Below are 26,284 nucleotides of genomic sequence, written 5' to 3'. Positions count from 1 at the left end.
TTTGCACAGGAAAGCGCCAATGACAGAACGTGAACTCGAAATTCTGGCCCTTATTAAAGCTGACCCTTTGATACCGCAGCAAAAACTTGCTGATCAGCTGGGCATAACCCGCTCTGCAGTCGCAGGTCATATCATGAACTTGACTCACAAAGGCGTGATCCGTGGCAAGGGGTATATCTTGGCGGAGAATCCCTTTGCGGTCGTGATAGGCGGCGCCAATATGGATATTCTTGGCCGGCCGGCTTCCAAGCTCAGGGTAGGGGATTCCAATCCCGGCAGCGTCAGTTGCTCACCCGGCGGTGTTGGGCGCAACATCGCTGAAAACCTGGCTCGTCTGGGTTCAGATACCCGACTGGTGACGGCGGTAGGCAAAGACGCCTATGGTGAAATGATCACCGCCCAGTGTCGTCAGGCCGGAGTCGATATGGGCAACAGTTTGCAGTTTGAAGACGCGGTGACCTCCACCTATCTTTCGGTACTGGATGGCGATGCTGATATGCATGTAGCCATCAACGACATGGCCATTTTGGAAAGATTGGGCCCTGAAGTGCTCAAGGGGCTGGAAGATATGCTGCGCCGCGCCGAACTTCTGGTGTTGGATACCAACCTTTCCGAAGCCGCCTTATCCTATCTGCTGAGCAACTTCCCTCAAGTCCCGGTATTTATTGACACGGTTTCCTGTGTCAAGGCGATGAAAATCAAGCCTTACCTCAACGCCATCCACACCCTCAAACCCAACCTCAAAGAAGCCGAGCACCTCTCCGGCATCGAAATGCGCAGCAAAGAAGACTTAAGCGCTATCGCTAACTGGTTCCATGACCAGGGCGTCAAGCGGATCTTCCTCAGTATGGGCAGTGAAGGTGTATTTGTCAGCGATAGCGGTGAGTCACAGATGGTGAGCGCCAAGCAGGTGGAAATGGTCAACGCCAATGGCGCCGGAGATGCCTTCCTGGCCGGATTGGCTCACGGTTGGCTCAAGCAGTGGCCATTGCTGGAAACCACAGAATTTGCGATGGCCGCGGCCCGGTTGGCGCTGTCTCATATCGCAACTATCAACCCCAATATGTCTGAAATCTCTGTAAACCGTATTATCAAGGAGTCGTTATGCTGAAGCAGTATCTGGATATTCATCCTGAAGTTCAAGCAGCCCTGGAACAAGGCAAGCCGGTGGTCGCGCTGGAATCGACCATTATTTCCCATGGTATGCCGTATCCGCAGAACGTTGAGACAGCGCTCAAGGTGGAGCAGATCATCCGTGATAACGGCGCTGTACCCGCAACTATCGCCATTCTCAAGGGCCGCCTCAAAGTGGGTATGAGCCAGGAAGAGATCAATTACCTGGGCAAGGCCGGTGAAGCCGTTATCAAAACCAGTCGCCGTGACATTCCCTTTATTGTTGCCAAAGGTGCAGACGGTGCCACCACAGTTGCTTCTACCATGATCCTGGCCGCAATGGCCGGTATTAAGGTGTTTGCTACCGGTGGTATCGGCGGTGTGCACCGCGGCGCTCAGCAAACTTTCGATATCTCTGCTGATTTGCAGGAGCTGGCCAACACAGATGTGGCCGTGGTTTGCGCCGGTGCCAAGTCTATTCTGGATCTGGGCCTGACCCGTGAATATCTGGAAACGCAAGGCGTGCCTGTCGTTGGTTTCCGAACTGATAAACTGCCGGCTTTCTATACCCGCGAGAGTGACTTCGGTGTCGACTATCGCTTGGAGCAGCCGGTAGAAGTGGCTGCCGCCATGAAAGCCAAGTGGGACATGGGGCTCAAGGGCGGTATGGTGATCGCCAACCCAATTCCTCACGAGCATGCGTTGGATAAAGCACTGATCGATGGCGCCATCGCCCGCGCAGTGGCTGAAATGGATGAGAAAGGCATAGGCGGCAAGGCTTCAACGCCGTTCCTGTTGGCCAAAGTTGCCGAAATTACCGAAGGTCACAGCCTGACCGCCAACATAGAGCTGGTATACAACAATGCCAAGCTGGCGGCTGAGATTGCCCGCGAGTACGTGGCCCGCTAATCAGCTGTCTTTGAACCATTAAGCTATCTCAAGAAACCCGGCGATTGTCGGGTTTCTTTTTGGAACTCAGGCACGGGAGCTATGGTATAGCGTGACGTCCAGGCTGAGTATCTTCCCTTGTCTTCGGGTTACGTTCAAATTCAGTCATCAAACAGCGCTAAACTGATGTGAATCAATTTCAATAAAAAATCAGTTATCTGTGTGATATTTGCGGTTTTAACATTTAAAAACATGTGGATAGTGAGCATTTTTAGATCAAATAATTTGATCCCATTGTTTGAAATGCTAGGTAACGAAAGCCTCAGGCTGACTCAGGTATGCTGGTTCCAAACCATTTCAGTTGTGCTTCTTTCCTTGGCTATCCCCTTCTACTCTGCAATTGTCCCGGCCCTTAGACTATCCATATAATTCAAAGCCAGCTCAATCGCCATCTCCTCATAGGGCAAGAGTTTCCCGCTTTTTTTCAATCCATTGTCTATGCTTATCCTAAATAGCTTGCAGTTGTCGCACGCCATAGTCTTTAAGGTCATTTTACCTTCAAGACTTTGCAATAGCGGCAATAGTGAGGGCTATTCAAAGCAAAAGGGGATGTTCTGCTTCTGGCTCAATGCCCAAGGGATGGCTATGGCTGACTTCAAGGATGATCCGCTCAGTAGTTTCTGCCGGGTTTTGTATTTGTACCAGGCTTATTGGTTATTACCTATTTCCAGGAACAGCGGGAGATGGGCGTGAGTCTGTTCAAACGGCAACTGCTGGCCGCGCTGCTGGCTTGTTTGGCTATGGCCGTAATTTTAATCCTCTACCAAAATGGGCAGCAGGAACGCCATCATTCCAATCAGTTTCAACAGCTCAAGCAGCAAACCTCTGCCACTGAATTGGAACTTGAATTATTGTTGGGGCGCGCCGCCTTAACTGCCCAAAGCCAGGCTGTGCAGTTATCGAGTTACTTAAACCATCCAGAAGCTGAAGAGAAAAAGCTGCCCCAATATCTCGACGAACAACTGCTGCTAACACCGGCCTTTACCCGTTTGGTGCTCCTGTCGGAACAAGGGCAAATATTTGCCCGTACCAGCATAGATAACCAGGGATACGCATTGTCATCCCAAGCGCTTTCAACTCCCATTTTGGCTTCCGCCAATAGGCAAACCGGCCAGGAACATGAAAATGCCCCTCCAGTCCTGAGGCAACTTCAGCGCGAACTGCAGCCACAGGCCGAACCTGTGTTGTCGTTACTGCCTCAGGTGGCACTGCTGGCTCAGGACACGGTATTGGGCAGACAAGTATCCTTCCTTGCCCGGATTTCAGGCGATGGCTTGCGACTCAAAGAGCAGGAAGGCAATGCTCCAGCAGCCAAGGAAGCCGGTAACTATTACTGGCTGGCGACGCTGGATTACAAAGTTTTCGAGTCCCTGCTGGATACTACAGCCATGCGTTTACAAACAGCCGGTTTTACCCGGGTTGAAGTGATGCTTACGGACGCTCAAGGGAAGAGGCTTGCTCAGGTGGGCGAGGAAGCAGGCAACCAACCGGCCAGAGGGTATGAAACGCTAAAAACCTTGCAGTTAAGCCGTGCGGTCAATGCTACGGGTCTTCATGGTCAGGACTGGCAACTGAGTATTGTTGCCACGCCGCCTCCTAGTGCCAATCCAGTGCTTTTGCCCGCCGCGCTGCTGACAACACTATTATTGCTCGCCCTTGTCTGGCTTTATATCGACCTTGTGAGACCGCTGGAAAAGCTGGCAAGAACACTGACTGCCCTTGGGCGCGAACAGGGAATGGAAAGCTTCAATCTTGTCGCTGTTTCATTGTCAGGCATGCGCCGCGAAATTAGCGAACTTCGTGAATATCTGGGTAATCGTTTGCAGCATTGGATGGTGATTGAGCGGCAAAATCAACAGTTGCAATTATGGCAATCCAGTCTTGAACAATTGCCAAGAACGCTTGTTATTACGGAACTGGACGATGCGGGTACCATTATTTATGCCAGTAAAAACCTGGCAGAAATCTGTGATTTTGACTCTGCGGAAACCAGGCTCACGATGGCTGCTGTTCTCGACAGGGCCGACAGCCCCGGCGGTTTTATGTCGCTGCCAAAATGGAGTCGGGGCGCGACTGTGGTACGAATGCCGGGGAGCCATGGCCGTTTTACCAGGGTTTGCAGTTATCCCATTAAGAATGACGCTGGGGAAGTGCGATTTCGCCTATTGGAACTTGAAGCGATAACAGTTACGGGTGCCTTGGCGCCAAGGGTGTCATTGGACTCGGACAGTGGTTGCTTCGTCGACAATATCCCAGGCATCAATGGCGTGGATACCGGCAATAATATAGAGCCTTACTCAGGGCTTTTCCTGTTACTCAAAGACGACCATCATATTCTTGAGGTGAGCCAGGCGCTTGCCGGGCTACTGGGCTATAGCCCTGAGGAATTGCTGCAACTGGGCTTTGGCTCTATCTCTCCGTTTTGGACTCCAGGACAACATTTGCCACAGCTTTTGATCCTCAAGCATCAAGATGGCCGCTTACTGGAGTTTCATCTGCAATGGCGTGCCAGCCATGGCCTGACGCCAAAGCTCTACTGGCTCTGGCCCAGTCCGTTAATCCAGCGGCCAGAGCATCGCACCTTGCAGGCACAGGAGCTGGGTTATAGGGCGGCCTTTTTGCAGGCTTCAGTGGGTTTTGCCCGCATAGGTATGAGTGGCGAGTGGCTTGAGGTCAACGACAAGTTCTGTGACATCTCAGGCTGTGACCGTGAGCAGATAGCGCGTATGGATCCCGAAGTGTCGCTCAATCTCAAGCAGTTTGATGGATGGCTGCGCTTCAGTGAAAAAATGCTCAACAATGAACTTAAGTTTCACGGCGATGAAAAACGCTATTTGCGCCTTGATGACAGTGTCCTTTGGTTGAATGTTTCCGTGTGCCTCATCCGCGACAGCCACGAGCAGCCCAGATATTTTTTAATGGCGTTTGAGGATATCAGTCAGCGCAAGCAGTTTGAAATCGGTTTGATGGAGGCCAAGCAACAAAGGGAGGAGTTGCTTAAGGGGCGGGATCTGGCTTCCGAGGCAGGTGGAATAGGTAACTGGTCCTGGGACATAGAGTCCGGAGAGCTTATCTGGGATAACAGGATGCGCAGCATCTATGGCCTGAATTCAGAGAAACTGACCTTCAGAGATTGGCGTGCCCGGGTACATCCCGAAGATATCGCCGACGCCGAGGCGAATGTCAACGCCTGCATCAATCACAAGGTGCCGTTTCGGGCCGAGTTTCGGGTTATCAATCAGCGCACCGGGGCGACCCATTGGGTTAAGGCTGCCGGTGACACCATACGTCGCAACGGTGTGGCGGTGAAACTCTTCGGTATTAATCAGGACATTAGCGATGAAAAAGCGCTGCAGCAGTCACTGGCGAGAGAGAGCGCCGAAGCTAATCAGGCGAGCCAGGCCAAGTCCCGCTTTCTGGCGGTGATGAGCCATGAGATCCGCACTCCCATGAATGGTGTCGTGGGCATGATAGATTTGCTGCGCGATACCGGTCTCAGTGCCGAGCAGCAGCGGATGATAGGCACCATCCGGGATTCGGCTTTCTCGCTGCTGGAGATCATCAACGACATTCTCGACTTTTCCAAGATAGAAGCCGGCAAGATGGAACTGGAGATAGAATCTGTCTCCTTGCTGTCTATTCTGGAGAAGACCATAGAAGTGCTCTGGTTCAATGCCGCCAGCAAGAACGTGTTTCTCAATATTCTGCCGGATCTGAATCTTCCGGCGCTTATCCGCCTGGATCCTGTGCGGCTCCGCCAGATAGTGCTCAATTTGGTGGGCAACGCCATCAAGTTTACCCACAGCAATCGCCAGCAGGGACTGGTTATGATGCGAACTGAGTGTCGTCAAAGCCATGACAACCACAGTGAGATGATCCTCGAGGTGATAGACAATGGGGTTGGAATGACCAAGGCCCAGCTCAGACAATTATTTGAGCCCTTTACCCAAGCAGATTCTTCAACCACCCGTAAATATGGCGGAACGGGACTTGGGCTCAGTATCACCAAGTCTTTTGTCGATTTGATGGGCGGCAAAATAGAGGTGGAAAGCCAACCGGATGTCGGCAGTACCTTCAGGCTCCGTCTTCCCTGTGAAGCGGCCGATGAATACCGGGAAACCGAGCTGCAGCGCTACAGCGAGCTTAATATCAAACTGCTTATCTGTATCGACAACAAACAACATCTGGTGGCCGTGTTGCACCTTGTTGAACAACTCGAACTGGAGTATCAGTGCCTCGATTCCGGGCAACTGGAAGGCAGCCTATTTGAACAAGCCTGCTTGGCAGAATCCGAGCTGCTTATCAGCGACAGTTACCAAGCTTACAAACAGTATCGCAATCGGGGGGAAAAGGGGCTGCCATGTGCCTTGTTATTACTCGATGAAGACTCGATTACCTCTAAGGTTGAAGCGGATATGCGGGTCTGTATGCTTTCTTGTCATCCGCTCAAACCCACGGCTGTGCTTGCGGCTCTGGCGATGCTGAGCGGGCAGAATCCAGCGTTATGGCAAATGTTTGCTCCCGGTGAAACCACGCGGATTGGCCGTAGCGTCTCAGAGACAGATATTGCGACCGACGCCGGTTTTACCATCTTGGTGGCCGAAGATCATCAGACCAACAGAGAAGTGATCTCATTACAGTTGAAGAAGCTGGGCTGCCGTTTTGAATTGGCGGAAGATGGCCTCGAAGCACTGAAGATGTGGCAGAGTGGCGGCTTTAGTGTGCTGCTTACCGATTGCCATATGCCTGGAATGGACGGCTTTGAACTGACAGCCGAAATTCGCCGCCTTGAACAAGAGCAGGACTTGCCTCATACCCTGATCATCGCCGTCACTGCAGATGCCATGTCCGGCGAACTGCAAAATTGCCTGTCGGCTGGCATGGATGATTATCTGGCCAAGCCGGTGGAATTCAAGTCCCTCAAAAGCAAACTACTGGCCTGGCATGGCCAAAATCAGTTCCGCCAGAATGAAATGATCGGCGATTCTCCCTCGGCTCATACCGAGGCGCCTTTGGATCTCAACAAGTTAGCTGAGATCTTGGGGACAGAGGATGACGAGATAATCCAATCCATAGTGCAGTACTTTCTTACTTCACTTGAGCGGGAACTGCCGCCGCTGTTTGAGGCGCTGGAGAGCCTGGAAGCCCAGGAGCTGAGACGCCGGGCTCACGCGCTCAAGGGCGCCGCCAACTCATCCGGCGCAGTGCGTCTTGGCAAACTGTTTGCCGAGTTGGAGCAACAGGCCGCCGAAGGGCAATTGACATCTTCAACACAATATCGCCAGCAGATTGAGCACGAGGCGGCGTTGGTCAAGCGGGCCATGCCGCAATCACAAGCTACCCAGGCCTGAATGCCTGTATGTCGGGAGAACAAGGATGAGAGACAGCGTAACTAGCCTGATACTGTTTTTTGATGATCAGGATCTGGTCGAGCCCGTGGAAGCCATAGTCAATGTCTACTTCGAGCGGGTTCTCAGAGTGGATATCCGGGTGGAGAACAAGGAACTGGCGAGCCTTTCAAAAGAGAAACATACCCGAATGCTATTGGTCTATTGTTTTCAGGATGTGGCCCATGCCGAGAGTCTGAAGCGCTTTCTTCAGGGCAATGAACACTTCAATGCCCTGAGAACAGTGCCACAGGCGAGTATGTTGTTGTGTGAAAAAAGTTGTCGGGCTCAGGCGTTTGAACTGTGTCGCCGCGAAGCTTTTGACAGTTACGACACCATTCGGCCCATCTATGACAATAATAAAATCATCCTCACCTTATACAAGTTGCTTGAGATCATAGCGCTTAAATCCGAGCTCAAGCGTTTCGATCAACAGGATCTGGATATGCAGTATGAGCTGCAAAACACTGCCGATTGCCTGGAAGGACTCAACGAGTCAGTCAAAGTGGCCAGCAAGCAACAGTCGTCGCTGATCACCAGCATAATGCAAGATGTTGACGGAATACTCAGTTCCATCTCTGAAAGTGCTTTCATGCAGGCTTTCAGGCGGGTATTTCACTCGCTGCCGGATGAAGAGATCAACAAGTTTATTGAGGAGCTGAAACGTTACTCCATCAACCCGCAACTCAATCGCCTCAAGGAAAAGAGCGAGTCATTGTTCAACGAGCTCTCAAACCAGATGCTGCAGCAAAAGGCGGCATTGGAGAAAAAAGACAGCGGCAAGAAGGCTACCATAGTGGTGGCCGACGATCAGGATGTGGTGTTGAAAATCATAGTTACTATCCTGGAACAGCATGGTTATCGGGCTGAGAGGGCCACCAATGGGGTAGAAGTGCTGTTAAAGGCCAAGATCCTCAAGCCGGATCTCATCTTATTGGACATAGACATGCCGATACTTGACGGCATTGAAACCCTCAAAGTCTGCAAGAAAACCCCCATGCTGCAGGAAATCCCGCTGATCATGCTCACCAGCTATGCCGATGTGGATCATTTCCAAAACTCCCTATTGTTGGGCGCAGAGGATTACATTATCAAACCCACCAATGCCGACACCTTGCTGAAGAAAATTCGCAGCGTGCTTAATTGAGCTGGCTTTTTTACCTCGCCCTAGGGGAGCGCTACAGACGGTGCGCAAATACAGCAAACTTTCAGTTAAAAACCGATTAATCCCGCCAAAGCCACTCAAGCCCCTTGCAGAGCTGGGGGCGAACTCCTATGATCCAGCGGTTTTCCATCCCGAGGCCCAAATATGCTTAACTCCCCGCTTAGCGAACACGCCAGTGAGCTGGTCATTGCGATTCTCAATCAGGTACTGACCCAAGGTGCGCCGCTGGATCGCGCCTACTCAAAGCAGTTTGCACCTGAGCGCCTCAAGCCTTGGGAGCAAGCCAGAATTGCTCTGGTCACCGGTGATATTTTGCGCCGTTTAAGTTATTACAGCTTTCTGGCCGATGTTGCAGCGGATCAAATTGAGCGTGAAGGCACCAGGCTCATCAACGCCTGGCATATGGCCAATGGCCTTGAGCTGCCGAAAATGCGCTACGCGCTGCAGATGGACAGTGAGCTGCTTGAGCAGCGGATGGCTGAGGCCCAGGCTATGCCTGCGCTGCTCGATGGTTGCCCACAGTGGCTCGAAGCGCTAGGGAGTGAACAACTGGGCGATAACTGGCCGGCCGAGCGCCATGCCTTGACTCAGGCCCCCAAACGTTATCTACGCACCAATTTGCTTAAGTGCAGCCGGGAAGAACTCAAGGCTCGTCTTGCCAAGGAAGGGGTCGAGACTTGTGAAGTCCCCGAGGTTGCCAGCGCTCTTGAAGTGATTTCAGATTCAGCGCTGTTTCGCACCGAATGCTTCAAGTCGGGCTGGTTCGAGCAGCAGGATGCCGGCTCGCAACATGTCGCCGAAGCTCTTGGGGTTAAACCAGGGATGCGGGTCATTGATGCCTGCGCCGGTGCCGGCGGCAAGACGCTGCACCTGGCCGCCAAAATGCAGGGCAAGGGACGACTGCTGGCGATGGATGTTGAGCAGTGGAAGCTGGATAACCTCAAACAGCGGGCTCGCCGCGCCGGCGCCCACAATGTGGAAACCCGGCTTATTGCATCCAGCAAGACCATCAAACGTTTGAAACTCAGTGCCGACAGGGTACTTTTGGATGTGCCTTGCTCAGGGCTTGGGGTGCTGAAACGCAACCCGGACACCAAATGGCGTGATACCCCTGAGCGCTTGCCGGTGCTGATGGAACTGCAGGAGCATATTCTCGGCAGTTACAGCCGCATGGTGAAGGTGGGCGGGATCCTGGTTTACGCCACTTGCTCGATCATGCCGCAGGAAAACGAGCAGCAGGTAGCGCGTTTTCTGAAGCAGCAAAGCCATTTCCGCTTACTCGATGAGGAAACCATCAGCCCGGCCAAAACCGGTTTCGATGGCTTCTATCTGGCAAGGCTTGAGCGGATAGCCGAGTAACAATCAGGCCTGTTTGAGCCATATTGACTTAAACAGGCGGTTTCACACCCGCTTCAAAAAGCATCTCAACAAAAGCATCTCAACAAAAACAGTGCCGCTCACTCTTACCGGTTTGCCAAGTATTGCCGCTTTATTCCCCCTGCAGGGTCAACAGCAGGCGGCGCCGACCGCCATTGTCTCTGTGCTCGCCAAGATAGATCCCTTGCCATGTGCCCAGTGCCAGCTGTCCGGCGCTGACAGGCAGCAGCAAACTGGTGCCCAGCAGGCTGGATTTAATATGGGCCGGCATATCATCGGCGCCCTCATAGGTGTGGCGAAAGTAAGGGGTATCTTCGGCCACTGCGCGATTGAACCAGGCCTCAAAATCCTGCCGCACTGTGGGATCGGCGTTTTCGTTGAGCGTCAGCGAGGCAGAGGTGTGCAGTAGTTGCAGGTGCAACAGGCCGCAACTGACGTAAGGCATATCATCAAGAGCCTTGGCAATATCATCGCTTATTAAATGAAAACCGCGCCGCTTGGCGTTTAAGGTCAGTTGTTGCTGATGCCACATAGATATTCCTTAATGTGGGTGAGACTGGCCGCCATCTGAAAGCTTGCCATTAAATCACCGCGAATTTAAAAGCCGGGCCTCTGATTTTTAGGTGAGCGCCCGGCGAAACATTCTATCGTCTTTATGGGGGCTCCCCAAGATGCAAGGCGGTACTTACCCAGCGGACAGCCCATCATTAGCTGAAGAGATAGTGGGCGATTCAATTATCAAGTTTGATGATAAAGCCTGCATCGCCGCCATGACCATCTCATTAGTGAGAGTGATGAATGAGGGGAATTAGAGAGAGTGATTGCAGATAAAACACAGATTGTTTGCTAAAATACCGGCCGCGAATTTACCCCTATAGACCCAGGAGAAACACCCCATGGCCAGAGCTTGCGCCAGACACATTTTGGTTAAAACCCGTGAAGAGGCGGAAAAACTCAAGGCCCGTATCGCCAAAGGGGAAGATTTTGGCAAGCTGGCGAAACAATACTCTCAGTGTCCTTCAAAAAAACGCGGCGGCGATCTCGGGGAGTTTGGCCCTGGGCAGATGGTCAAGGCGTTCGATCAAGTGGTGTTCAAAAAGCCGGTGCTCGAAGTGCATGGCCCGGTCAAAACCCAGTTTGGTTTTCATCTGATCCAGACTATTTATCGTAATTGAGCTAAAGCCTGCTGCGGTTTGCTGGCAAAGGCTCGATAGCATTGAGCCGGATCGCCGGCCAAAGTTCTACAGGCCGTGACTTCATCCTCCAGGTCGACAAAGTCTTCCAGCCGCTCCTGCAACTGCATGGGCGTGTGGTAACACATAGGAGTACCCAGCCCTGAGGTGAAACGTTTCGTCATGGGGGCGCAAAACTCACTCAGGTGGAACAAGCCTCCAGGCTTAAGCACGCGTTTAAGCTCCAATATGGCGGCTTTTGCGCCATTTCAGATGGCATGCAGGTTAAAACGGCGCAGCTCAGCACCACATCGAATGTTTCATCGGCAAAAGGCAATGGAAGTTGTGGCAGCTGAATTAAATCGATGTCCGGGTACAGACTGAGGCCGCGCTTTATCATGGCGGCTGAGGGATCGACCCCCAGCACCTCAGGATAGCCTAACTGTTTCAGCTGCTTGGTTATCCGGCCATAACCGCATCCAAAGTCCAGTATTCTGGCATCGGGTTTCACCAACTGGCAGAAGCGCTGCACATCGATTTCCAGATTGAAATTGACCTGGTTGGCAACCTTATCCCAAAGCTGCACCGTCATTGCTTATCCTCATCAATAATGGAAACTTTATTGTTGAGGAACAAAGAGTTGGGAACCAGATGCGTCACGCCTTCATCCTTTACCGTGATATAACGCAGGTTGAGATCCACCACTGTCCCCTTGGAGCCGGTAATATCGATTTTATTGCCCAGCTTTATTGGTTTATAGAGCACTATCATAATGCCGGCAATCAGGTTGGATATGGCGTCTTTGAGGGCAAAACCCAGAGCAAAGCCGGTGAGCCCGAGTCCGGCAACCAAGGCGCCAACATCAAAGCCCAACTTGGATAAAGCCAAGACGGCACCAATAAATATCAGTACCACGCGCTGGGAGTTGGAGATCAAGCGAAACGATTCGCTGGCCGCCGAGTCAAAGCGGGCGGCCACTTGTTTCAGGAAACGGTCGATAATCAGGCTGACTACCACAAATGCGGCAAACACCAGGATTGCCTGAATGACATTTTCATTCATTTTCTGCTCCGAATAATAAAGTCTTAGTCGCTGAAATGTTCGGCTTGGCGCACAAAGGCATGCCAAACTCAAAGGCGCCCAAGTTAACCAAAGGTTGAGATAGAGACAAGAGTCAATCAATAAATTTCAGTGGCTTACCTAAATTGCCCAAGGCCGTTTTTGCCTACTCAGGCTGCAAAAGGTTTTGCCGTAGAATAGGGTATTTGCTGCCTGTGTCATTGTATCTGGCGCTCTGGCTGGGTATAAGGGAAGTGACATTCTACAAGGACGATAATCATGAAGGCTGTATCCGAGAACAAACGGGTTTTGCTGCTGTTGCTGTTACCTATAGTTCTCTTGCTGTTGTCATCGGAGTTATTGCTAAGGCCAGTGACCTCAATGATAGTCAAAAATCAGTTCAAACTCATGGAAGAGTATCTTAGCCAGAGACAGCGTTCCATCAATGACATTATTCTCCATCAAGTACCTGAGTTTCATTTTGATTGTGGCCCGCAAGACGCAAAATTATTGCGGGCACCTGAAAACTATAATCGCTATTTTCGGGTGATGGGGATAAAAACCAAAACCGGCATGGGCTGCAGTTCGCTTGGCTCGGATTTACTATTGCCGGATCTTCCCAGTGACACCCCCATAGGGCAGGGCTTTGGCCTAACCACTACAGGTGCCATGCATGACACCGAGCAGGAACTCTTGGTTTATTTCAGAAGTAATGGCAATACCGCTTACTGGATTTTGGACAGCAGTTGGATCCGTGAAATTATCAATCTTCCCTGCCGCGATTGTTTTTACATAGAGTTTCTGCATCATGCTCCAGGCTCCGAAGGGCTGGTATTTGAGCGCGGCAATCCCTCGGTACCCAAAGAATCCCATGTGCATTTTCTCAGTGTGATGGACACGCAGCATCAGGTGGAGCAAAAACTCTGGTTTGGAAAGAAACTCGATGATTACGCCAGAGAAAAGATCTTGGTTTACGGTTTACCCTTGAGCATTTTGCTCGGAGTGCTGCTGGCCGGGGCTTATTGGCTTTATCTGAGTTACCACAGTTCCCTCAAGAGTATGATTCAAAGAGGAATTGCCCGGCAGGAGTTTATCCCTTTCTATCAACCCATAGTCGATATTAATCAGGGCAAAATTGTCGGTTATGAAGTCCTGGTGCGCTGGAAGAAGGGCAAGGAGTTTATCCCCCCGACCGCCTTTGTAGAGCATGCCGAAGCCTGTGGCCTGATCATTCCCATTACCGAATCTTTGCTGCAGCAGGTACTGCAACAACTGCCGGAGCTTGAGAGCGGCACTTGGGTAAGTATCAACCTGGTGGCAGAACATCTGGAGCAGGCTCATGTCAGTCGTGTGCTGCAACAGCATAATTGGCCGGAGCCGGACAGACTTAAATTTGAGATCACCGAACGCTTGCCCATTGCCGACATTGACGCCGCCAAGCAGGAAATCGCCAGGCTGACAGAGAGGGGATACAGCTTTAAAATTGATGACTTCGGCACCGGATATGGCGGCTTTAAGTATATTCAAGCCTTGGGGATCGACAGCATCAAGATAGATAAGATGTTTACCGATACTATAGGCACCAATGATCTCAAGCGTGGTGTGCTGGATGCCATTATCGCCTTTGGTATGGAGTCAGAGCTTGAGATGATAGTCGAAGGCGTGGAGACGGCGGAGCAGGTGGAGTACCTCAAAAAGCGCGGTATATTCCTGCTGCAGGGATACTATTTCGCCCGCCCCATGCCGGTTGAAGAACTGAAAACCGTGAAATCAGACGAAGTTCCCTAATGGCAGAAACCTTAGCGGCAGAAACCTTAGCGGCAAAAACCTTAGTGAAGCCGGCCACTCTTGAACTTGCAAGCGATTATTACCTGAGCAATTTTGAACTCTTGCTGGAGGGTAGCCGCCGCTATCTGGATATTTTGCCAAGCGAGCTTGCCAGGTTACGCGCGGCGTACCTTGCCTGCACCAAGCCTTCGCGGATGTTGCTGGTGCGTCTCTTGTCCCGCAAGGGCGAGTGGTTTCGCACCGATAAGCTTAACTACCCGGAAATAGGGGCCCTTGAACCTGCGATAAAGGGGCTTGAGCACGCGGAGCTCATCAGCACTTCATCATTGCCAAACACTGAAACCTGGCTCAAAGGCGTCACCCTCACAGAGCTGCGCCGGGCGCTTCTCAAACTGCAACAGAGTCGAGCCTCGGAGGGCGAGAATAGTCTTGGGGGCCTGGTCGATATTGCGCTGCATCTAGGTAAAAGCGTAAATGGTGCCTCAAAGGAGACACTGAAACGTACCATGCTGGTGCTCGGGCCCCAAGATTCACAGTTATTGATTGGCGAACTGAACTCTGAGCTGGGCATAGAATGGATTGAGCTTAAATGCCAGCGGCTTCTCGATGGCCTATTGCTGCTCTATTTTGGCAACCGTTATCAGGATCTGAGCCAGTTTGTGCTCAGCGATCTGGGCTTACAGCGCTTTGAAGTCACTGTGCTTGACAAGGCCCACCGAGCCTATGACAGCTCAGAGCAGCTTAACGCCGCGTTGGCATTTGGCCATATGAGTCAGCAGATAGAAGAGGCGATACTAGCCAAACAGCCGCTTGATATTACATTGCTGCTTGAACAGCTTAATGCCATTGCAGCAATGCCCGAGGCTAACCCCTTACTCGAGCGGCGCCGGCAAAAACTACTGACTCTGATAGGCCGCGAAGCCGAAAGGCAAGGGCAAACTACTCTTGCCATCAGTGTCTATTCGCAGTGTGAACATTGGCAGGCAAGGGAACGCCTGTGCCGCTGCCTGGAAAAACAGGCTCAGTGGCGGGCTCTGACTCATGCGCTGCTGCACCTTTGCGACCTTGCCGGTAATGAGAGTCAGTGGCAAATCATAGAACGTATTGGCAAACGCCTGCTTAAAAAATTGCCAAATGGCAAAGACAGCAAGTTTGCCTCACCATCATGCCATAGTGAAGCGCCTGATTCCTTGGCGCTTGATTCTTTGATGTTAAGACTGCAAGCGCTGAAAGAAAATGTACCGGGTAGACTGGGTGCGCCGCCAGCGATAGCTCTGCAACTCACTCCCAATGGTGAACGAGTTGAATTGCGTGTCGCTGCGCACTTTGAAGCGCTCGGTTACCGGGCGTTTTTTCTCGAGAATGCCTTGCTTTGTGGCCTCTTTGGACTCGCCTTTTGGGACATTATTTTTGCCCCCGTTAAGGCGGTATTCGATAATCCATTTCAGCGCAGCCCACGGGATATGTTCACCGAGGAGTTTGTTAGTCGGCGTCAAGAGGCCATCACGGCGCGTCTTGATGAAATCGCTCGGGAGCCTGGCGCTGTTATTTGGCGCCATTTTCAGCAAAAGCAAGGACTGGCAAATGATTGGGTTTACTGGGAAAACCTGCCGCAACAGGCGCTGGAACTGACGCTGGCGGCACTTTCCGGCGCCAGGCTCGCTCAGGTATTTGAACGTATGCTTGGCGATCTCAAGCATTACCGCAGTGGCCATCCGGATCTTGTGTTATTTGACGCCGAAGGGCGCATTAGTTGGCTTGAAGTGAAAGGCCCGGGCGATAAGCTGGCCGATCATCAAATATACTGGCTCAACTTCCTCAGTGACTTGGGAGAGGCACGGGTTTGCTATGTCGACTGGGCAACAGCCGGCGAGTGTAAATAAGGTAAATAGCATTAAGGCAAGAATGATTGTTATTTAGTATTGGCCAATAACAGTCAATTAACAGGCAGCCCACTGGCGGCCTGCGCTATGTGGAAACCTTAATTGAAGTTCAGAGTCAGCAAGTCATCGCTCCATTTCGCCCGCGTCGTTCATATCTATGTTTCCATGGCACTGCTGCTGTTGATGCTGTTCTTTGCCTTTACCGGTATTACTCTCAATCATCCGGATTGGTTTATCCGCCAGGGCGGAGAAAGCCTGGCATCGGAAGAAGCCCTGCCGGGATTTTTGTTGCCGGTGAATAGTGAAGACCCGGATTGGCGCGAAGCCACTGCGCATTGGCTCAGTAGCCACTGGGGAGTGGATGGTCACAGTGCCGAGTTCAGTGAAGATGAAGTGGCGCTGGTGCACAAGGGGCCGGGGCGCTATCAGAGCATTACCCTGGATCTGCTGGACGGGAAAGCCTATGTCGAGCAGATAGATTATGGTCTTATCGCAGTACTCAATGATCTGCATAAGGGGCGTAACAGTGGCACCCTGTGGGTCTGGCTGCTGGATCTTTGTTCAATTCTCATCATCCTGTTTTCCCTGACCGGTGCTTTCCTGCTGTTGCCTCAGAGCCGTAGATTGAAAAAATCCTTACTGGCCATGGCCGGTGTCAGCAGTGCCTGTGCCCTTATCTATCTGCTGTTTGTTCCTTGAGTTCAAAGTGACAGACGGCAAAGCATGAACTAGTACCCCCTACCTTTGGTGTGTTGTGAATGGAGAATGTATGAGTGGCAAACCTTTGAAAACCAGATTGTCTCTGTCCTTGGCGGTATTACTGAGTAGCAGCTTAACCCTGGGGCAGGCCCAAGCCGATTCGCTGGAGATTAATCTGACGCTGCCGGAAATCACCACGGGCCAATACCACAGGCCTTACACAGCCGTGTGGGTGGAGGATGCCAAAGGGCAGAGCGTGCGAACTTTGAGCCTTTGGGTCATGCAGGAAGGCGAGGGGTACAAGTGGCTGAAAGACATTCGTCGCTGGTGGCGCAAGGCCGGGCGGGATGACATGAACTTTGTCGATGCCATTGCATCGGCAACAAGGCCTGCGGGCAAATATCCCATCAGCTGGGACCTCAAAGATGACCAAGGGGGCCAGGTTGCCAACGGCAAATATACCTTGCTGGTGGAAGTGGTACGTGAGCACGGTGGCCGGGATTTGGTACGACACAAATTTCAGCTCGACGGCAAGCCTTTCAAAGCTGAAATAGCGCCCACCATAGAAACCGGCACGATTAGCCTTCAATACCTAGTGGAGTAAAAGATGATGAAAACAAGCAAACTCTTGTTGGCCCTGGGGGCCTGTCTGTTGGCACAAACGGCGCAGGCCCATGACAGATTTATACTGCCCAGCCAGTTCAATGTCTCTGCCGATCCCGGCAAAGGTATGTGGATCACTTCAGATGTCAGCGCCAGTAACGAAGTATTCCTGTTTGACAAACCTTTTGGCTCTGAAGATGTGCAAATCATCACGCCGTCCGGCACCAAGGAGCGACCATCCTCGAGCTACCGCGGCAGCCGTAAGTCTGTGTTTGACTATCGCCTGACCGAAGACGGTACCTACAGATTCGAGAAAGAGACCCAGCCAAGATATATGTCGCGCTATAAGCTCAAGGGCCAGCAAGACAGCGTCCGTAGCCGTACTGACAAGCAAACCACCAAGGCGATGATGCCAAAAGGGGCGTATGATCTCGAAGGGGCGCTGTATTTCTCACGGGTCGAGTCCTATGTCACTCTCAACAAGCCAAGTGACAAGGCTTTTGAAGTGAAAGGAGAATACCTTGAACTCAAACCCTTGACCCATCCGGCTGACATAGTCGAGCAGGAACCCACTGAGCTGCAATTCTATTTCCAGGGTAAGGTGATTGCCGGTGTGGAAGTCGCGATTGTGAAGGAAGGCACGCTTTACCGTAACCAGAAACAGGAATTGACGCTGACCTCAGACAAAGAAGGTAAGGTGAGTTTTGAACTGCCGAGCGCCGGCCGCTATATGTTGCATGCATCATTCGAGCAACCTAACGCCGACACTCGTCTTGCGGATAAGACCGTCAGTGAAATTTTCCTCACTTTCGAGGCCGGTCTGCAATAACCTAAATAGTCCGAAGCAGGCACTTTCAAGGCCTATCACCTTGTGAGTGCCTGTCAGCACGGGGAGTTAAGCCCAAGCGTGCGCCGCTTGCCCTGGTTCGCATTTTGCTTGAATGCCAGGTGCAAGCCATTGCTTTTCATCGAATCATCACCTAGGCTGCCAGCTTTCGATCATCAGGATAAGGAAACAGGGATGGCAGTCAAAACCTTTGTTTATGCTTCTGCGTTGTTAATGGCCAGCACCTGCGCCTATGCCAGTCAAGATGGCATGACCAAGCAAGAAAGCAGGCTTATGGCCGGTGTATGGCAGGGCACTTTGGGAAAGACGCAGATCCGCGCCTGCATTAACGAATATGGCGATTCAGGTAGCTATTATTATTTGAAATACTTGACGCCTATCAGCCTGGAATTCAAAGACAACCATTTCCAGGAGCAAGATGACAGCGGTCGTTGGCGACTCTCTCTTCAAGATGATCAGTTACGGGGTACTTGGTATCTGGCGCAAAGGGATAAAACCTTACCTATCAACCTCAGCCGAGTCACTGCCGCCGATGGCGCAACAGACTGCAGCAGCGAAGCCTATAATCAGGCCTTGGAAACCCGGCCCCAAATAAAGCGCGGTGCCTGGCAAAGTTTCAATAACGCCTTGGAATTTCGTGAGCTTACCTACGGTGGTGAGGTGGGGCTTGAGCTTCGGGGCGCGCAAGCCGGGCTGAATAAAATCAATCATTGGCTTAAACAACGCCTTACCAGCGCTGAGTTGCTTGAACTCTATTACGAAACTCGCAGAGACTTTCTCGGGCGCATGGGCACAGCTTTCAGCGACGAAACCGGTGTAGAGCTGAGTTTTGCTAACGACACCTGGCTCAGTGTCAGATTCTACCGTTGGGCCGCAGGGCATGGCGCCAGCGGAATATCGATTAACTTTACCAATTTTGATCTTAATACAGGTGAGCGTTTTCACCCTTGGCAATGGTTTTACGATACTGACCCCGATAAGCAGACACATCAGTTGCCATCTGGGCTGCAGGCCAAATGGTTCCCAACTGGTGAACAAGAGGAAGATCCCGAGTTCGATTGTGGTAGTACAGAATATGGTGCAAAGGGCTATTACCACTTAACTCTGGAAACCCAGGATGGACTGGATGGGCTCAGATTCTGGGAATATCCTCGCGGTAACGGCTGCGAAAATGAATTCTTTTTACCTTTGAGTGACGTGGCGCCTTATCTCAATCAAACTGGTCGCCAGCAACTGGGATTGAAGTAACTGCGTGAGTCAAAGCGTAATTTCTCTGATGTTTTTTCAGGTATTGTTCAGACCAGCTTTTCCATAGGCGGGCAAACTGTGCTGAGGTTTAACGTCGTCACTCACCTTGACTCTCACCATAAGGGATAGATAAAAAATAGTAAAGGTTTACGGGTAGGGAAGCCATTTCATCGAAAACAAGGAGAGTGTGATGCAAGGATTAAAGGGATTTTTATTATCTTCTCTGTTGGCATTGCTGGTGGGTTGCAGTTGGGCTGCCTTGGCGGGCATTGTTGGATTACTCCTGTTGCCTTCCATGTTTCCATCCAAGGGTTGGTTGGATCTGACCTATATGGTGGTGGGGACTATTTTAATGCTACAAGCACTGATAGCCGGTTGCTGGGCAGGTTGGCTGAGGGGGAGTGGTGTACTGATTAGGCACACTCTTGCCAAAGACTCGTTCTGGAAAACCAATCTATTTAGTGCCGGAGCTATATTATTGTTGTTCCTGGTGTTGCATTAGAAGAGGTTAGAATCTCAGCAGCAATAGGTTGGCTTGATAGGATAGCTAGTAAGCACAACCTTTGACTTGATTTATCTTTATTAACTTACTGTTACGGCCAAAGAAACCCTGAAAGCAGGGTTATTGCCAGACGCAAGTATCGTCCAACTGGGATTCAGGGTCCATGTTGAATTCATAAACCTTATTTTTATTTTTCGGTTTATATTCAAAACGGTAAAAATTTGCCCCTTGAACAACAATGGTATAGTTTCCAGATGTCATTCCATCGACCTTTTCCAGGTATTTATAGGTATATTCATAGGGTCTCCCTTCGGTGATTTCTATGCCTTCAAGACTCGTTTGCTCAAGCTTGATGACATCTGAGCCATTTTTATACCAAACCAGGGACTCTTTGCTCTCTTCATCGCCAAAGGAAAAAGCCAAGTATATTGGATGGGCTTCATCTTGAGACACGAAGCAATACCAATCAGTGGCATGTGCTTTGGTACAGAGAGTCGATATAAGGAGCATAAAAGGAACTAGCAGCTTCAGACCTTTGGGGAAACCATTGCACTTGCTCGCTGGAGCTCTATACTTGTTGTTCATGTTGAGTTCGTTTCCAAGATGGATCTAATTGAGCCAAATAAACAATGGCTCTCTGCTTACTGATATGAACGCGCTTCTTTGACAATTGTCTAATGAGAAAATATTTGCGCCGCAGCCGGCATGTTCAAATCGATGAATATAGCTTGCATCTGCTCAAAATCTATATCCAGGTTACTGTTTTTTATATCATCAAGAGCTGCAAGGTAGAGGCTTTCATAGTCTTCATCTTCCAGGTAGTTTTCAGAGATATATTCCCAATACTCTTGATCATAAAGAATTGCTATATCAAAATCATCAGTGTAGAAGTATTTAGCTGCAGGAGGAACATTTTCGAAGCACTCTTGATATAACCAATCATGGTCGGAGGTTCCTGGTAGATTGCAATTTACATTCAACATTTCTAGCAGGTACTTTATCAAGTAAATTTGAGTTGCATCTGTGCTGGATTCACCCAAAGAATCTGAGTTTATGATCTGATCTAGCGCTTGCTCCAAGGTCTCATCAGTTACAGTAAAATGCTGAGTAATAAATTCTAGATACTCTTTCTGATTATTTCGGCAGCCCATAAGTAGGAACATGTTGTGATCTAGCGGAAATTTATTCTCAACGAGATTTTTGAAAACATAAAAACTGTTCTCATACTGTGTTATTGTGAATATCCCTTCAGGGAAATCAACTTTGAGCTGTTCAGGGGGGAAATGATTCAGGAATGCTATAATGCAGTCTTCCTTTAAATAATGTTCTATATCACTCATCAATAGTTGAAGAAAGATAACCTTCTTTTCTTCATTGTTTTTAAACGGGTAGTTGTTTAGTAAATACTCAAAGTCAGCTGGTATTTGCGTGGAAATAACATCGTACCACATGTCATCATAGCTATAGCACTTTAATTTATCAGCTTCTTTATTTCTTATAGCGTTAATTAATTGTTCGTTATTCATGGTTTTTCTTTCTGAGATATGGATAGTGAAATATAGCAGCGTCTTTAACTTGGCAACTATTGGTGGCAATGCTAAATTATTCTAACTTTGGATTTCAATGATACAGTCATCTGTGCTTCTGAAAGCGCCTCGGGGCTCAAGGCTCAAGCTTCATTCGCGGTAGGTACACTGACAACAAGCACAGGCTGTTAATAAGGTGTCCTCAATGCATCTCAATGAGAACACCTTAATTACTTTCAGTGCGGGTAGCTGTGCTGTTAACCGACTTGTGTCAAGAGTCAAATAAAGCCAGAGCTACCTATTACCACACTTCAATTCTAGTTGATATCCCGGCTTCGCCATCAGCTACAATGTCGATACTTTCCGGTATAAAACTATCTGCTTGATAATTCGGTGAGGCCGAGTAGTTACTTATGTTTCCTTGCTGGGCCAGTTCCATGACCTGTTGATCGAACACTTTTTTGCTCAGTGAGGCCGTCTTTGGTAGATAGACCACATTCATTGGATCGTCCTGACCACCAAACTCCAATGGGAAGAGATAGGTTTTTCGTAACATACCTTGAGCTGCGAGCTCTTCTGCCTGTTCTCGATTGTCGATGTCCGAGTAGTTAATGGAAGCGGGATTTAACACCGAAGGTCTGTTAATGACACTGACTTGCTTATCGTTCGATGCAAGGAGTTTGGCTAACAGCTTGTCTCGACCGTTTTTCATTGACCAGGCCATCTCATCGTCAGTAATCACAGTCGCTATCAGTAGTTGGCCTTCACCATTAGGTAATGTGAAGCTACCTGGCAGCGGACTGTGTGCCTGGGTAATAAGTACATTGACGTAATCGCCGTCTCCCACCATGACATCTTCAATAGTTAGGCCGTTGTACTTTTTGACTCTTCCCAAAAGGTCTGCATCGTTAAGCATTTCCGCATTGACGGCCCATTGCAACAAACCTAGTGGCCAATCTGCCTCACCTTGGGTAAGTACTATAATTTCGTATCCATAACCCGGCCGCTCAGGATAGACAGGAACTGTTTCTTTCTTTGTCAGAGTCAGCTCAATGTTACCATCTGTTTGATTAATGTTTTGGGGCAAGTACTGGGTTGGCATATCCGGATTGGTTAAACCAAAAGTGGTGTAAAGCCATAGGTCGTCACCCAATTCGCTGGCTTTAGACTTAAACAAGCCACCACCTGGCCATACACCTGTCATATGACCCAGTTTAAGGATCTCATCTGGGAACAGGCCAAATTTCTTTTCGAATACAGCCGTTCTAGCATCATATACGTTATCCCATAATATCTCTTGGTTTACTTCTGTCACTATATTACTTCCTTTTAATAAATTTGGACTTGATTCGCTATCGAAAATATCAGTCCAAAAAATGTTTTTACTATTAGATTTTCAAATGGTTGTTTATATCTAACCTGCCATCTGAATTTGAACATCGATTTGCAATCGATTACTATCCAAAATGGTTCAATCGGGTTGTGGGGGGTGAAGGCTCATCTCTTAGATGCAATACTAAACTTAGCAGAAATATATTGCTTTTTGTTTTCAATGCTCTCGCTTGCGGCCTCATATAGGGCAATCCAAACACAGTATTCCCGATGAAAGTTGCCCTCGTTGTCGGCTAATTCATTGATTTTATCTGCCTCAGAATCTGAAGATTGTAGTATAGCGCTCCGTATCTGCTGTCCTACTATTTGAATAAACTGAACTTACCGGTAAACTCTTTAAGCACAGTCGTATCGCCGAACATACAAATACCAAAATATTCCAGATCTTGCTCGGATGTCTCAGCCGTTGCTTTTACCTGCTCGGCGGATGTTCCTACTATCATGGTGTTTGTAAAGTCAGTGAATGGGATATTTCGTTGCAGGAGTTCTTCACGGACTTTTCTGATCTTGTTCGAATTGTCAGCTTTAAGAACAATAAATGGATAATGGGATATTGATGGATGAATACCTTCTTCCTTATCCCGATATTGCAGAAAACAGAGTCTGTCTAAGTCATTTACTTCAGCGACCAGTCCGGCCGTCATATGACCCAGGGTATTGTACAGGCGCCCCATATCAACTTTTTTATTTAGTACGGCGACAAATCGTTTTGTGTTTTCATCTGGTAGAGAGGTGAAATCTATCATGAAATTTCCTGGTTTTTAAGGGCGGTATCTAGCTTGTTATCGGGAAATGGTTTTAAATTTTTGGGAAAGGTCAGCTGCCTCTGCCTTTATACGAAAATCTGCAAAGTAAACAACCATTGGATGAGGGTCATTTAGCATTTCATTGACCTTAGCCTTACCTAGTTTACGATGAAGAACACCTATGACACGCAATAGCGGATGTTCAGATTTAATACAATCATGAGCGGATAGGCTCAATGACTCGAAACATATAATTTTGAAGTCATAACTGCTGAACTCACCAGCTTCATATAAACTCCTTACAGTTCTTTCTGAGCCATCTACTGATTTATGTTTCAGGCAATCTGTTGGGGTTAACTCATGAAAATATGCCCCTTGTTCCGACCAAGACTCATAATCAGTAAGACTTATGCCTTGCTTGCCATCAATGACAACCCAACTTCGAGCAACTTCACCTTGTCGTCGATAAGAAGTTGTAAATATTTCAATTCTGCCTTTGATGGATTCAGCAAAATTTTCTTCAACTCGCTTTTTAAGTTTTGACCATTGCATAATTTCTACTTTTGGCAGTTGAAAGGTGTATACGCGCTTTAAATATATTGTTTGCTAATTCAGTAAATAACGGTTTTAAGGTGTCGACTATATACTCAAAAATTTCCTTAATAGCAATAAATATAATGATTCCCTATGAAAGCAAGTGTCGGTTGCCGTGTTTCTCACGGATGAATTAAGTCAGAGTCATACTATTTGTTGACCCAATAGGCGAACAATTATAGGAGGCCGACATGTCTAAAGCTAACACGCTTTCTTATCGAGTTTTACGTACAGAAGGATATTATAATCACGCTGTTAAAAAATAAACACTTAGAAACACCGGCGGCTAGAACCTTCATTCTGCTATTGATGAGATTTAGCTATCGTTTGGAACTACTACAAGCTGAATGTTGTCACTATAAATAATCTTACCAGGTTTAATTGACAGTCTAATCGTTACAGTTATACCATACTTTTTAAGTAACTCGGCTACTTCATTTGATTTTTCAAGGTACAGTGAAGGGACGTTAAAAAACCAACTTTGTGCAACGAATCGTACATCAGGCGCTATCGGTTCTTTAAAACATTTCGGATTTTCCAAATTGTTGTTAAACCAAGCTGCTGTAGATTTATACCAATAGTATTCCTGTTCTGACATTACCTTCATGCGTTTAAGGTCACCCATAGCTGCAAAAATACCTTTCCTGTGCTGAGTACCACGAAACGTAAGGTTAGTTTCATATCGTACGAACATATTTTAGCCTAATTGCTGTATAGTGCGCATGTGCGACTCTCAAAACTCTTATTTACCTGAACTTGCTTAAAAGCATGATTTAATTGTTTTCTTACGCTAAAATGATAAGAAAAATTAATGTCATGGTCTTAAATTCGGGGGAAAGGTCAGCATAGTGCAAACTGATGAGTAGTTTCTTAATGGTTTTTTAAGACAGTGTGAGGTTGGGTAGCGACAATGTCTACCCATAGTTCGACTTGAACAAACCAACATGCTGACATCAAGTTACAGAAACCATATGATATCAGTACTTAAATGTCATAAAGTCACATAAAAAATTAAAATCAAACAGATATATTTTCAACAGACTCAGCAAAGTCTTCTTCATCTTTATCTCTTAAGAATGTAGCGATTTCTTGCAGGGGTAACTCATAACCTTTTTGAATTAAAGACCGAATAGCCTCCACATGTTCTTCATTTATATCATGTTCAAAAATTATAAATTCCCAAGGAAAGTCGGATATAGTACTTTGCGACGGAGTACCATCCAACCAAGAAATAAAAATAATGGGTTGCTCTGAAAAAACAAGACTCAGTAAAGAGTCATATTCGGAAAGCTCACTTTCATTTGAAAATTTTTGATTGATATCCAAGCCTTTATCTACAATCTTTTTAAATGCAGCTTTACCCAACTCTTCTTCATAGTGCTCGTTGTATACAAGCCATGCAGCCGCCTCGGATAAAGCAGAAGAATCAAAATCAAAATTACCAAGCAAATAATCAAAGATCTTATATTCCTCTTTATAGCCAGAAAAAGCACTAGTCAAGAACTTATTTTGATCTATTTTACCGCCGACATCCAAAATCCCCTTTATAAAATTAAAATGAGCATCAAGACATAAGTAATGAATTTCACTTTGATCAGATATCAATAAAGTTCCATCAGAACCTTGCTCTGCAATAAGTTTAAACAATGGATTTTCAGATTGTAAAGGGTTAAATGAGCTTATTTTATAGTATGCAAGCTTATACAAATCATAATCAGAAATGATTTTTTGACTTCTAAGAGAACGTAATCTCTCTATATTGTCCTTATCATTCCATATTTTTCTGATGTAATGGTCCTTGTTTTTAAAAAACAAGGAATTTATATCGTCGGTAGCTTTACCATGCACTAAAGAATCAATATCTTCGTAAGTTAATAAACTCATGTTAAACCTTATATTCAATATCTACTATGTCAGAACTATCTATTTTTCTTGAAAAATTTATTTTTAAATACATAAAGCCCCATGGTTATAGAACGATAATGGCAATTTGCTTTTATTGCCCATATCAATCAAATCAAACCTTCAGTATGCGTACAAAGAAAAGACAAAAAATTATCATCAGATGATTTATATAATCCACATCGGCTAAAAATTAACAAATTCTCCAAAAACACTTTTATATAAATCTAATCTTATAAAGACTCTCGGTATAACAAGAGTAAAGTCTATAACTAGGTCCAGTTTCACACCAATTAACTTGTGAGCTAGTTTTTCAGGCGCTGGAAATTTAGA

24 protein-coding genes are annotated in these 26,284 nt (G+C 48.2%); 13 read left to right on the top strand and 11 right to left on the bottom strand.

Annotated elements, in window-relative coordinates:
- The first annotated feature begins 19 nt into the window (after positions 1-19).
- From ON072_RS04545 to ON072_RS04525, 5 genes are all read left to right on the top strand, one after another.
- Positions 20-1,111 carry a PfkB family carbohydrate kinase gene (locus tag ON072_RS04545; RefSeq protein ID WP_101058727.1) on the top strand — a complete coding sequence of 364 codons (1,092 nt, stop codon included), beginning with the start codon at positions 20-22 and terminating at the stop codon, positions 1,109-1,111.
- The gene (locus ON072_RS04540) at positions 1,105-2,022 is read left to right on the top strand and encodes a pseudouridine-5'-phosphate glycosidase (RefSeq protein ID WP_093982889.1); all 918 of its coding nucleotides are present in this window, start codon (positions 1,105-1,107) and stop codon (positions 2,020-2,022) included. Before ON072_RS04545 ends, ON072_RS04540 begins: the two co-directional genes overlap by 7 nt.
- Before the next feature lie 728 nt (positions 2,023-2,750).
- Positions 2,751-7,412, top strand: a complete 4,662-nt coding sequence (locus ON072_RS04535; protein ID WP_274625978.1) for an ATP-binding protein — start codon at positions 2,751-2,753, stop codon at positions 7,410-7,412.
- A 25-nt stretch (positions 7,413-7,437) separates the two neighbouring features.
- Positions 7,438-8,595 (top strand): response regulator, encoded by a 1,158-nt coding sequence (locus tag ON072_RS04530; protein ID WP_051472708.1) that lies wholly within the window; start codon positions 7,438-7,440, stop codon positions 8,593-8,595.
- A gap of 162 nt (positions 8,596-8,757) precedes the next feature.
- Positions 8,758-9,972, top strand: coding sequence for an RsmB/NOP family class I SAM-dependent RNA methyltransferase (locus tag ON072_RS04525; RefSeq protein WP_261752550.1), 1,215 nt, complete (start codon positions 8,758-8,760; stop codon positions 9,970-9,972).
- A 130-nt stretch (positions 9,973-10,102) separates the two neighbouring features.
- Here the strand turns inward: ON072_RS04525 and ON072_RS04520 are convergent, their stop codons facing one another.
- Entirely contained in the window at positions 10,103-10,522 is a 420-nt protein-coding gene (locus ON072_RS04520; RefSeq protein ID WP_028779979.1) for a secondary thiamine-phosphate synthase enzyme YjbQ, read from the bottom strand.
- A 364-nt stretch (positions 10,523-10,886) separates the two neighbouring features.
- Between ON072_RS04520 and ON072_RS04515 the strand changes: the two genes are divergently transcribed.
- Positions 10,887-11,165, top strand: coding sequence for a peptidylprolyl isomerase (locus ON072_RS04515; protein ID WP_025010268.1), 279 nt, complete (start codon positions 10,887-10,889; stop codon positions 11,163-11,165).
- Here the strand turns inward: ON072_RS04515 and ON072_RS04510 are convergent.
- From ON072_RS04510 to ON072_RS04500, 3 genes are read right to left on the bottom strand one after another with little or no spacing between them, the layout of a single operon-like run.
- Complete coding sequence (locus ON072_RS04510) at positions 11,153-11,347, bottom strand: hypothetical protein (protein ID WP_261752547.1); 195 nt, start codon at positions 11,345-11,347, stop codon at positions 11,153-11,155. The genes ON072_RS04515 and ON072_RS04510 overlap by 13 nt on opposite strands.
- A gap of 17 nt (positions 11,348-11,364) precedes the next feature.
- Positions 11,365-11,754 (bottom strand): class I SAM-dependent methyltransferase, encoded by a 390-nt coding sequence (locus tag ON072_RS04505; protein ID WP_261752546.1) that lies wholly within the window; start codon positions 11,752-11,754, stop codon positions 11,365-11,367.
- Positions 11,751-12,224 (bottom strand): mechanosensitive ion channel family protein, encoded by a 474-nt coding sequence (locus tag ON072_RS04500; protein WP_025887287.1) that lies wholly within the window; start codon positions 12,222-12,224, stop codon positions 11,751-11,753. The genes ON072_RS04505 and ON072_RS04500 overlap by 4 nt, the downstream gene beginning before the upstream one ends.
- A 276-nt stretch (positions 12,225-12,500) precedes the next feature.
- On the opposite strand from ON072_RS04500, the gene ON072_RS04495 reads away from it, so the two are divergent.
- The 7 genes from ON072_RS04495 to ON072_RS04465 all read left to right on the top strand — a co-directional run bounded on the left by ON072_RS04495 (position 12,501) and on the right by ON072_RS04465 (position 19,791).
- Entirely contained in the window at positions 12,501-14,009 is a 1,509-nt protein-coding gene (locus ON072_RS04495) for an EAL domain-containing protein (protein ID WP_186295198.1), read from the top strand.
- Positions 14,009-15,892 carry a VRR-NUC domain-containing protein gene (locus ON072_RS04490; protein WP_261752544.1) on the top strand — a complete coding sequence of 628 codons (1,884 nt, stop codon included), beginning with the start codon at positions 14,009-14,011 and terminating at the stop codon, positions 15,890-15,892. Before ON072_RS04495 ends, ON072_RS04490 begins: the two co-directional genes overlap by 1 nt.
- Positions 15,893-16,057: 165 nt before the next feature.
- Positions 16,058-16,591 (top strand): PepSY-associated TM helix domain-containing protein, encoded by a 534-nt coding sequence (locus ON072_RS04485; protein WP_371873716.1) that lies wholly within the window; start codon positions 16,058-16,060, stop codon positions 16,589-16,591.
- Positions 16,592-16,661: 70 nt separating this feature from the next.
- Positions 16,662-17,195, top strand: a complete 534-nt coding sequence (locus tag ON072_RS04480) for a DUF2271 domain-containing protein (RefSeq protein WP_025010275.1) — start codon at positions 16,662-16,664, stop codon at positions 17,193-17,195.
- A 3-nt stretch (positions 17,196-17,198) separates the two neighbouring features.
- Complete coding sequence (locus ON072_RS04475; protein ID WP_261752542.1) at positions 17,199-18,023, top strand: DUF4198 domain-containing protein; 825 nt, start codon at positions 17,199-17,201, stop codon at positions 18,021-18,023.
- 192 nt (positions 18,024-18,215) lie between these two features.
- Entirely contained in the window at positions 18,216-19,289 is a 1,074-nt protein-coding gene (locus ON072_RS04470) for a hypothetical protein (RefSeq protein ID WP_261752541.1), read from the top strand.
- 190 nt (positions 19,290-19,479) lie between these two features.
- Positions 19,480-19,791, top strand: coding sequence for a hypothetical protein (locus ON072_RS04465; protein ID WP_025887295.1), 312 nt, complete (start codon positions 19,480-19,482; stop codon positions 19,789-19,791).
- A 120-nt stretch (positions 19,792-19,911) separates the two neighbouring features.
- On the opposite strand, the gene ON072_RS04460 is transcribed toward ON072_RS04465, so the two are convergent.
- From ON072_RS04460 to ON072_RS04430, 7 genes are all read right to left on the bottom strand, one after another.
- Positions 19,912-20,376: a hypothetical protein gene (locus ON072_RS04460; RefSeq protein WP_025887297.1), complete on the bottom strand. Its 465-nt coding sequence runs from the start codon at positions 20,374-20,376 to the stop codon at positions 19,912-19,914.
- An 89-nt stretch (positions 20,377-20,465) separates the two neighbouring features.
- Positions 20,466-21,317, bottom strand: a complete 852-nt coding sequence (locus tag ON072_RS04455) for a hypothetical protein (protein ID WP_261752538.1) — start codon at positions 21,315-21,317, stop codon at positions 20,466-20,468.
- A gap of 301 nt (positions 21,318-21,618) precedes the next feature.
- A complete protein-coding gene (locus ON072_RS04450; protein WP_051472707.1) occupies positions 21,619-22,632 on the bottom strand; it encodes a suppressor of fused domain protein in 1,014 nt (337 codons plus the stop codon).
- 379 nt (positions 22,633-23,011) lie between these two features.
- Complete coding sequence (locus ON072_RS04445) at positions 23,012-23,455, bottom strand: DUF2000 domain-containing protein (protein WP_261752537.1); 444 nt, start codon at positions 23,453-23,455, stop codon at positions 23,012-23,014.
- Between the two features lie 36 nt (positions 23,456-23,491).
- The gene (locus ON072_RS04440; RefSeq protein ID WP_261752536.1) at positions 23,492-24,007 is read right to left on the bottom strand and encodes an SF0329 family protein; all 516 of its coding nucleotides are present in this window, start codon (positions 24,005-24,007) and stop codon (positions 23,492-23,494) included.
- Positions 24,008-24,365: 358 nt separating this feature from the next.
- Positions 24,366-24,743, bottom strand: coding sequence for a hypothetical protein (locus ON072_RS04435; RefSeq protein WP_071238206.1), 378 nt, complete (start codon positions 24,741-24,743; stop codon positions 24,366-24,368).
- A 323-nt stretch (positions 24,744-25,066) separates the two neighbouring features.
- On the bottom strand, positions 25,067-25,933 hold the full coding sequence (locus ON072_RS04430; protein ID WP_107004866.1) for a hypothetical protein: 867 nt from the start codon (positions 25,931-25,933) through the stop codon (positions 25,067-25,069).
- Positions 25,934-26,284 lie beyond the last annotated feature (351 nt).

This window comes from Shewanella sp. K8, from assembly GCF_028823715.1.
In the GTDB taxonomy this organism is placed as follows: domain Bacteria; phylum Pseudomonadota; class Gammaproteobacteria; order Enterobacterales; family Shewanellaceae; genus Shewanella; species Shewanella algae.
This window is presented reverse-complemented; position numbering and strand designations above follow the sequence as displayed.

Coding starts and splice junctions, on each gene's coding strand:
- ON072_RS04480 (WP_025010275.1), top strand. CDS start 16,662: ATGAGTGGCAAACCTTTGAAAACCAGATTGTCTCTGTCCTTGGCGGTA.
- ON072_RS04430 (WP_107004866.1), bottom strand. CDS start 25,933: ATGAGTTTATTAACTTACGAAGATATTGATTCTTTAGTGCATGGTAAA.
- ON072_RS04485 (WP_371873716.1), top strand. CDS start 16,058: ATGGCACTGCTGCTGTTGATGCTGTTCTTTGCCTTTACCGGTATTACT.
- ON072_RS04500 (WP_025887287.1), bottom strand. CDS start 12,224: ATGAATGAAAATGTCATTCAGGCAATCCTGGTGTTTGCCGCATTTGTG.
- ON072_RS04525 (WP_261752550.1), top strand. CDS start 8,758: ATGCTTAACTCCCCGCTTAGCGAACACGCCAGTGAGCTGGTCATTGCG.
- ON072_RS04460 (WP_025887297.1), bottom strand. CDS start 20,376: ATGAACAACAAGTATAGAGCTCCAGCGAGCAAGTGCAATGGTTTCCCC.
- ON072_RS04545 (WP_101058727.1), top strand. CDS start 20: ATGACAGAACGTGAACTCGAAATTCTGGCCCTTATTAAAGCTGACCCT.
- ON072_RS04440 (WP_261752536.1), bottom strand. CDS start 24,007: ATGCAATGGTCAAAACTTAAAAAGCGAGTTGAAGAAAATTTTGCTGAA.
- ON072_RS04515 (WP_025010268.1), top strand. CDS start 10,887: ATGGCCAGAGCTTGCGCCAGACACATTTTGGTTAAAACCCGTGAAGAG.
- ON072_RS04490 (WP_261752544.1), top strand. CDS start 14,009: ATGGCAGAAACCTTAGCGGCAGAAACCTTAGCGGCAAAAACCTTAGTG.
- ON072_RS04445 (WP_261752537.1), bottom strand. CDS start 23,455: ATGATAGATTTCACCTCTCTACCAGATGAAAACACAAAACGATTTGTC.
- ON072_RS04505 (WP_261752546.1), bottom strand. CDS start 11,754: ATGACGGTGCAGCTTTGGGATAAGGTTGCCAACCAGGTCAATTTCAAT.
- ON072_RS04540 (WP_093982889.1), top strand. CDS start 1,105: ATGCTGAAGCAGTATCTGGATATTCATCCTGAAGTTCAAGCAGCCCTG.
- ON072_RS04495 (WP_186295198.1), top strand. CDS start 12,501: ATGAAGGCTGTATCCGAGAACAAACGGGTTTTGCTGCTGTTGCTGTTA.
- ON072_RS04465 (WP_025887295.1), top strand. CDS start 19,480: ATGCAAGGATTAAAGGGATTTTTATTATCTTCTCTGTTGGCATTGCTG.
- ON072_RS04470 (WP_261752541.1), top strand. CDS start 18,216: ATGGCAGTCAAAACCTTTGTTTATGCTTCTGCGTTGTTAATGGCCAGC.
- ON072_RS04510 (WP_261752547.1), bottom strand. CDS start 11,347: ATGACGAAACGTTTCACCTCAGGGCTGGGTACTCCTATGTGTTACCAC.
- ON072_RS04520 (WP_028779979.1), bottom strand. CDS start 10,522: ATGTGGCATCAGCAACAACTGACCTTAAACGCCAAGCGGCGCGGTTTT.
- ON072_RS04435 (WP_071238206.1), bottom strand. CDS start 24,743: ATGTTCGTACGATATGAAACTAACCTTACGTTTCGTGGTACTCAGCAC.
- ON072_RS04530 (WP_051472708.1), top strand. CDS start 7,438: ATGAGAGACAGCGTAACTAGCCTGATACTGTTTTTTGATGATCAGGAT.
- ON072_RS04455 (WP_261752538.1), bottom strand. CDS start 21,317: ATGAATAACGAACAATTAATTAACGCTATAAGAAATAAAGAAGCTGAT.
- ON072_RS04475 (WP_261752542.1), top strand. CDS start 17,199: ATGATGAAAACAAGCAAACTCTTGTTGGCCCTGGGGGCCTGTCTGTTG.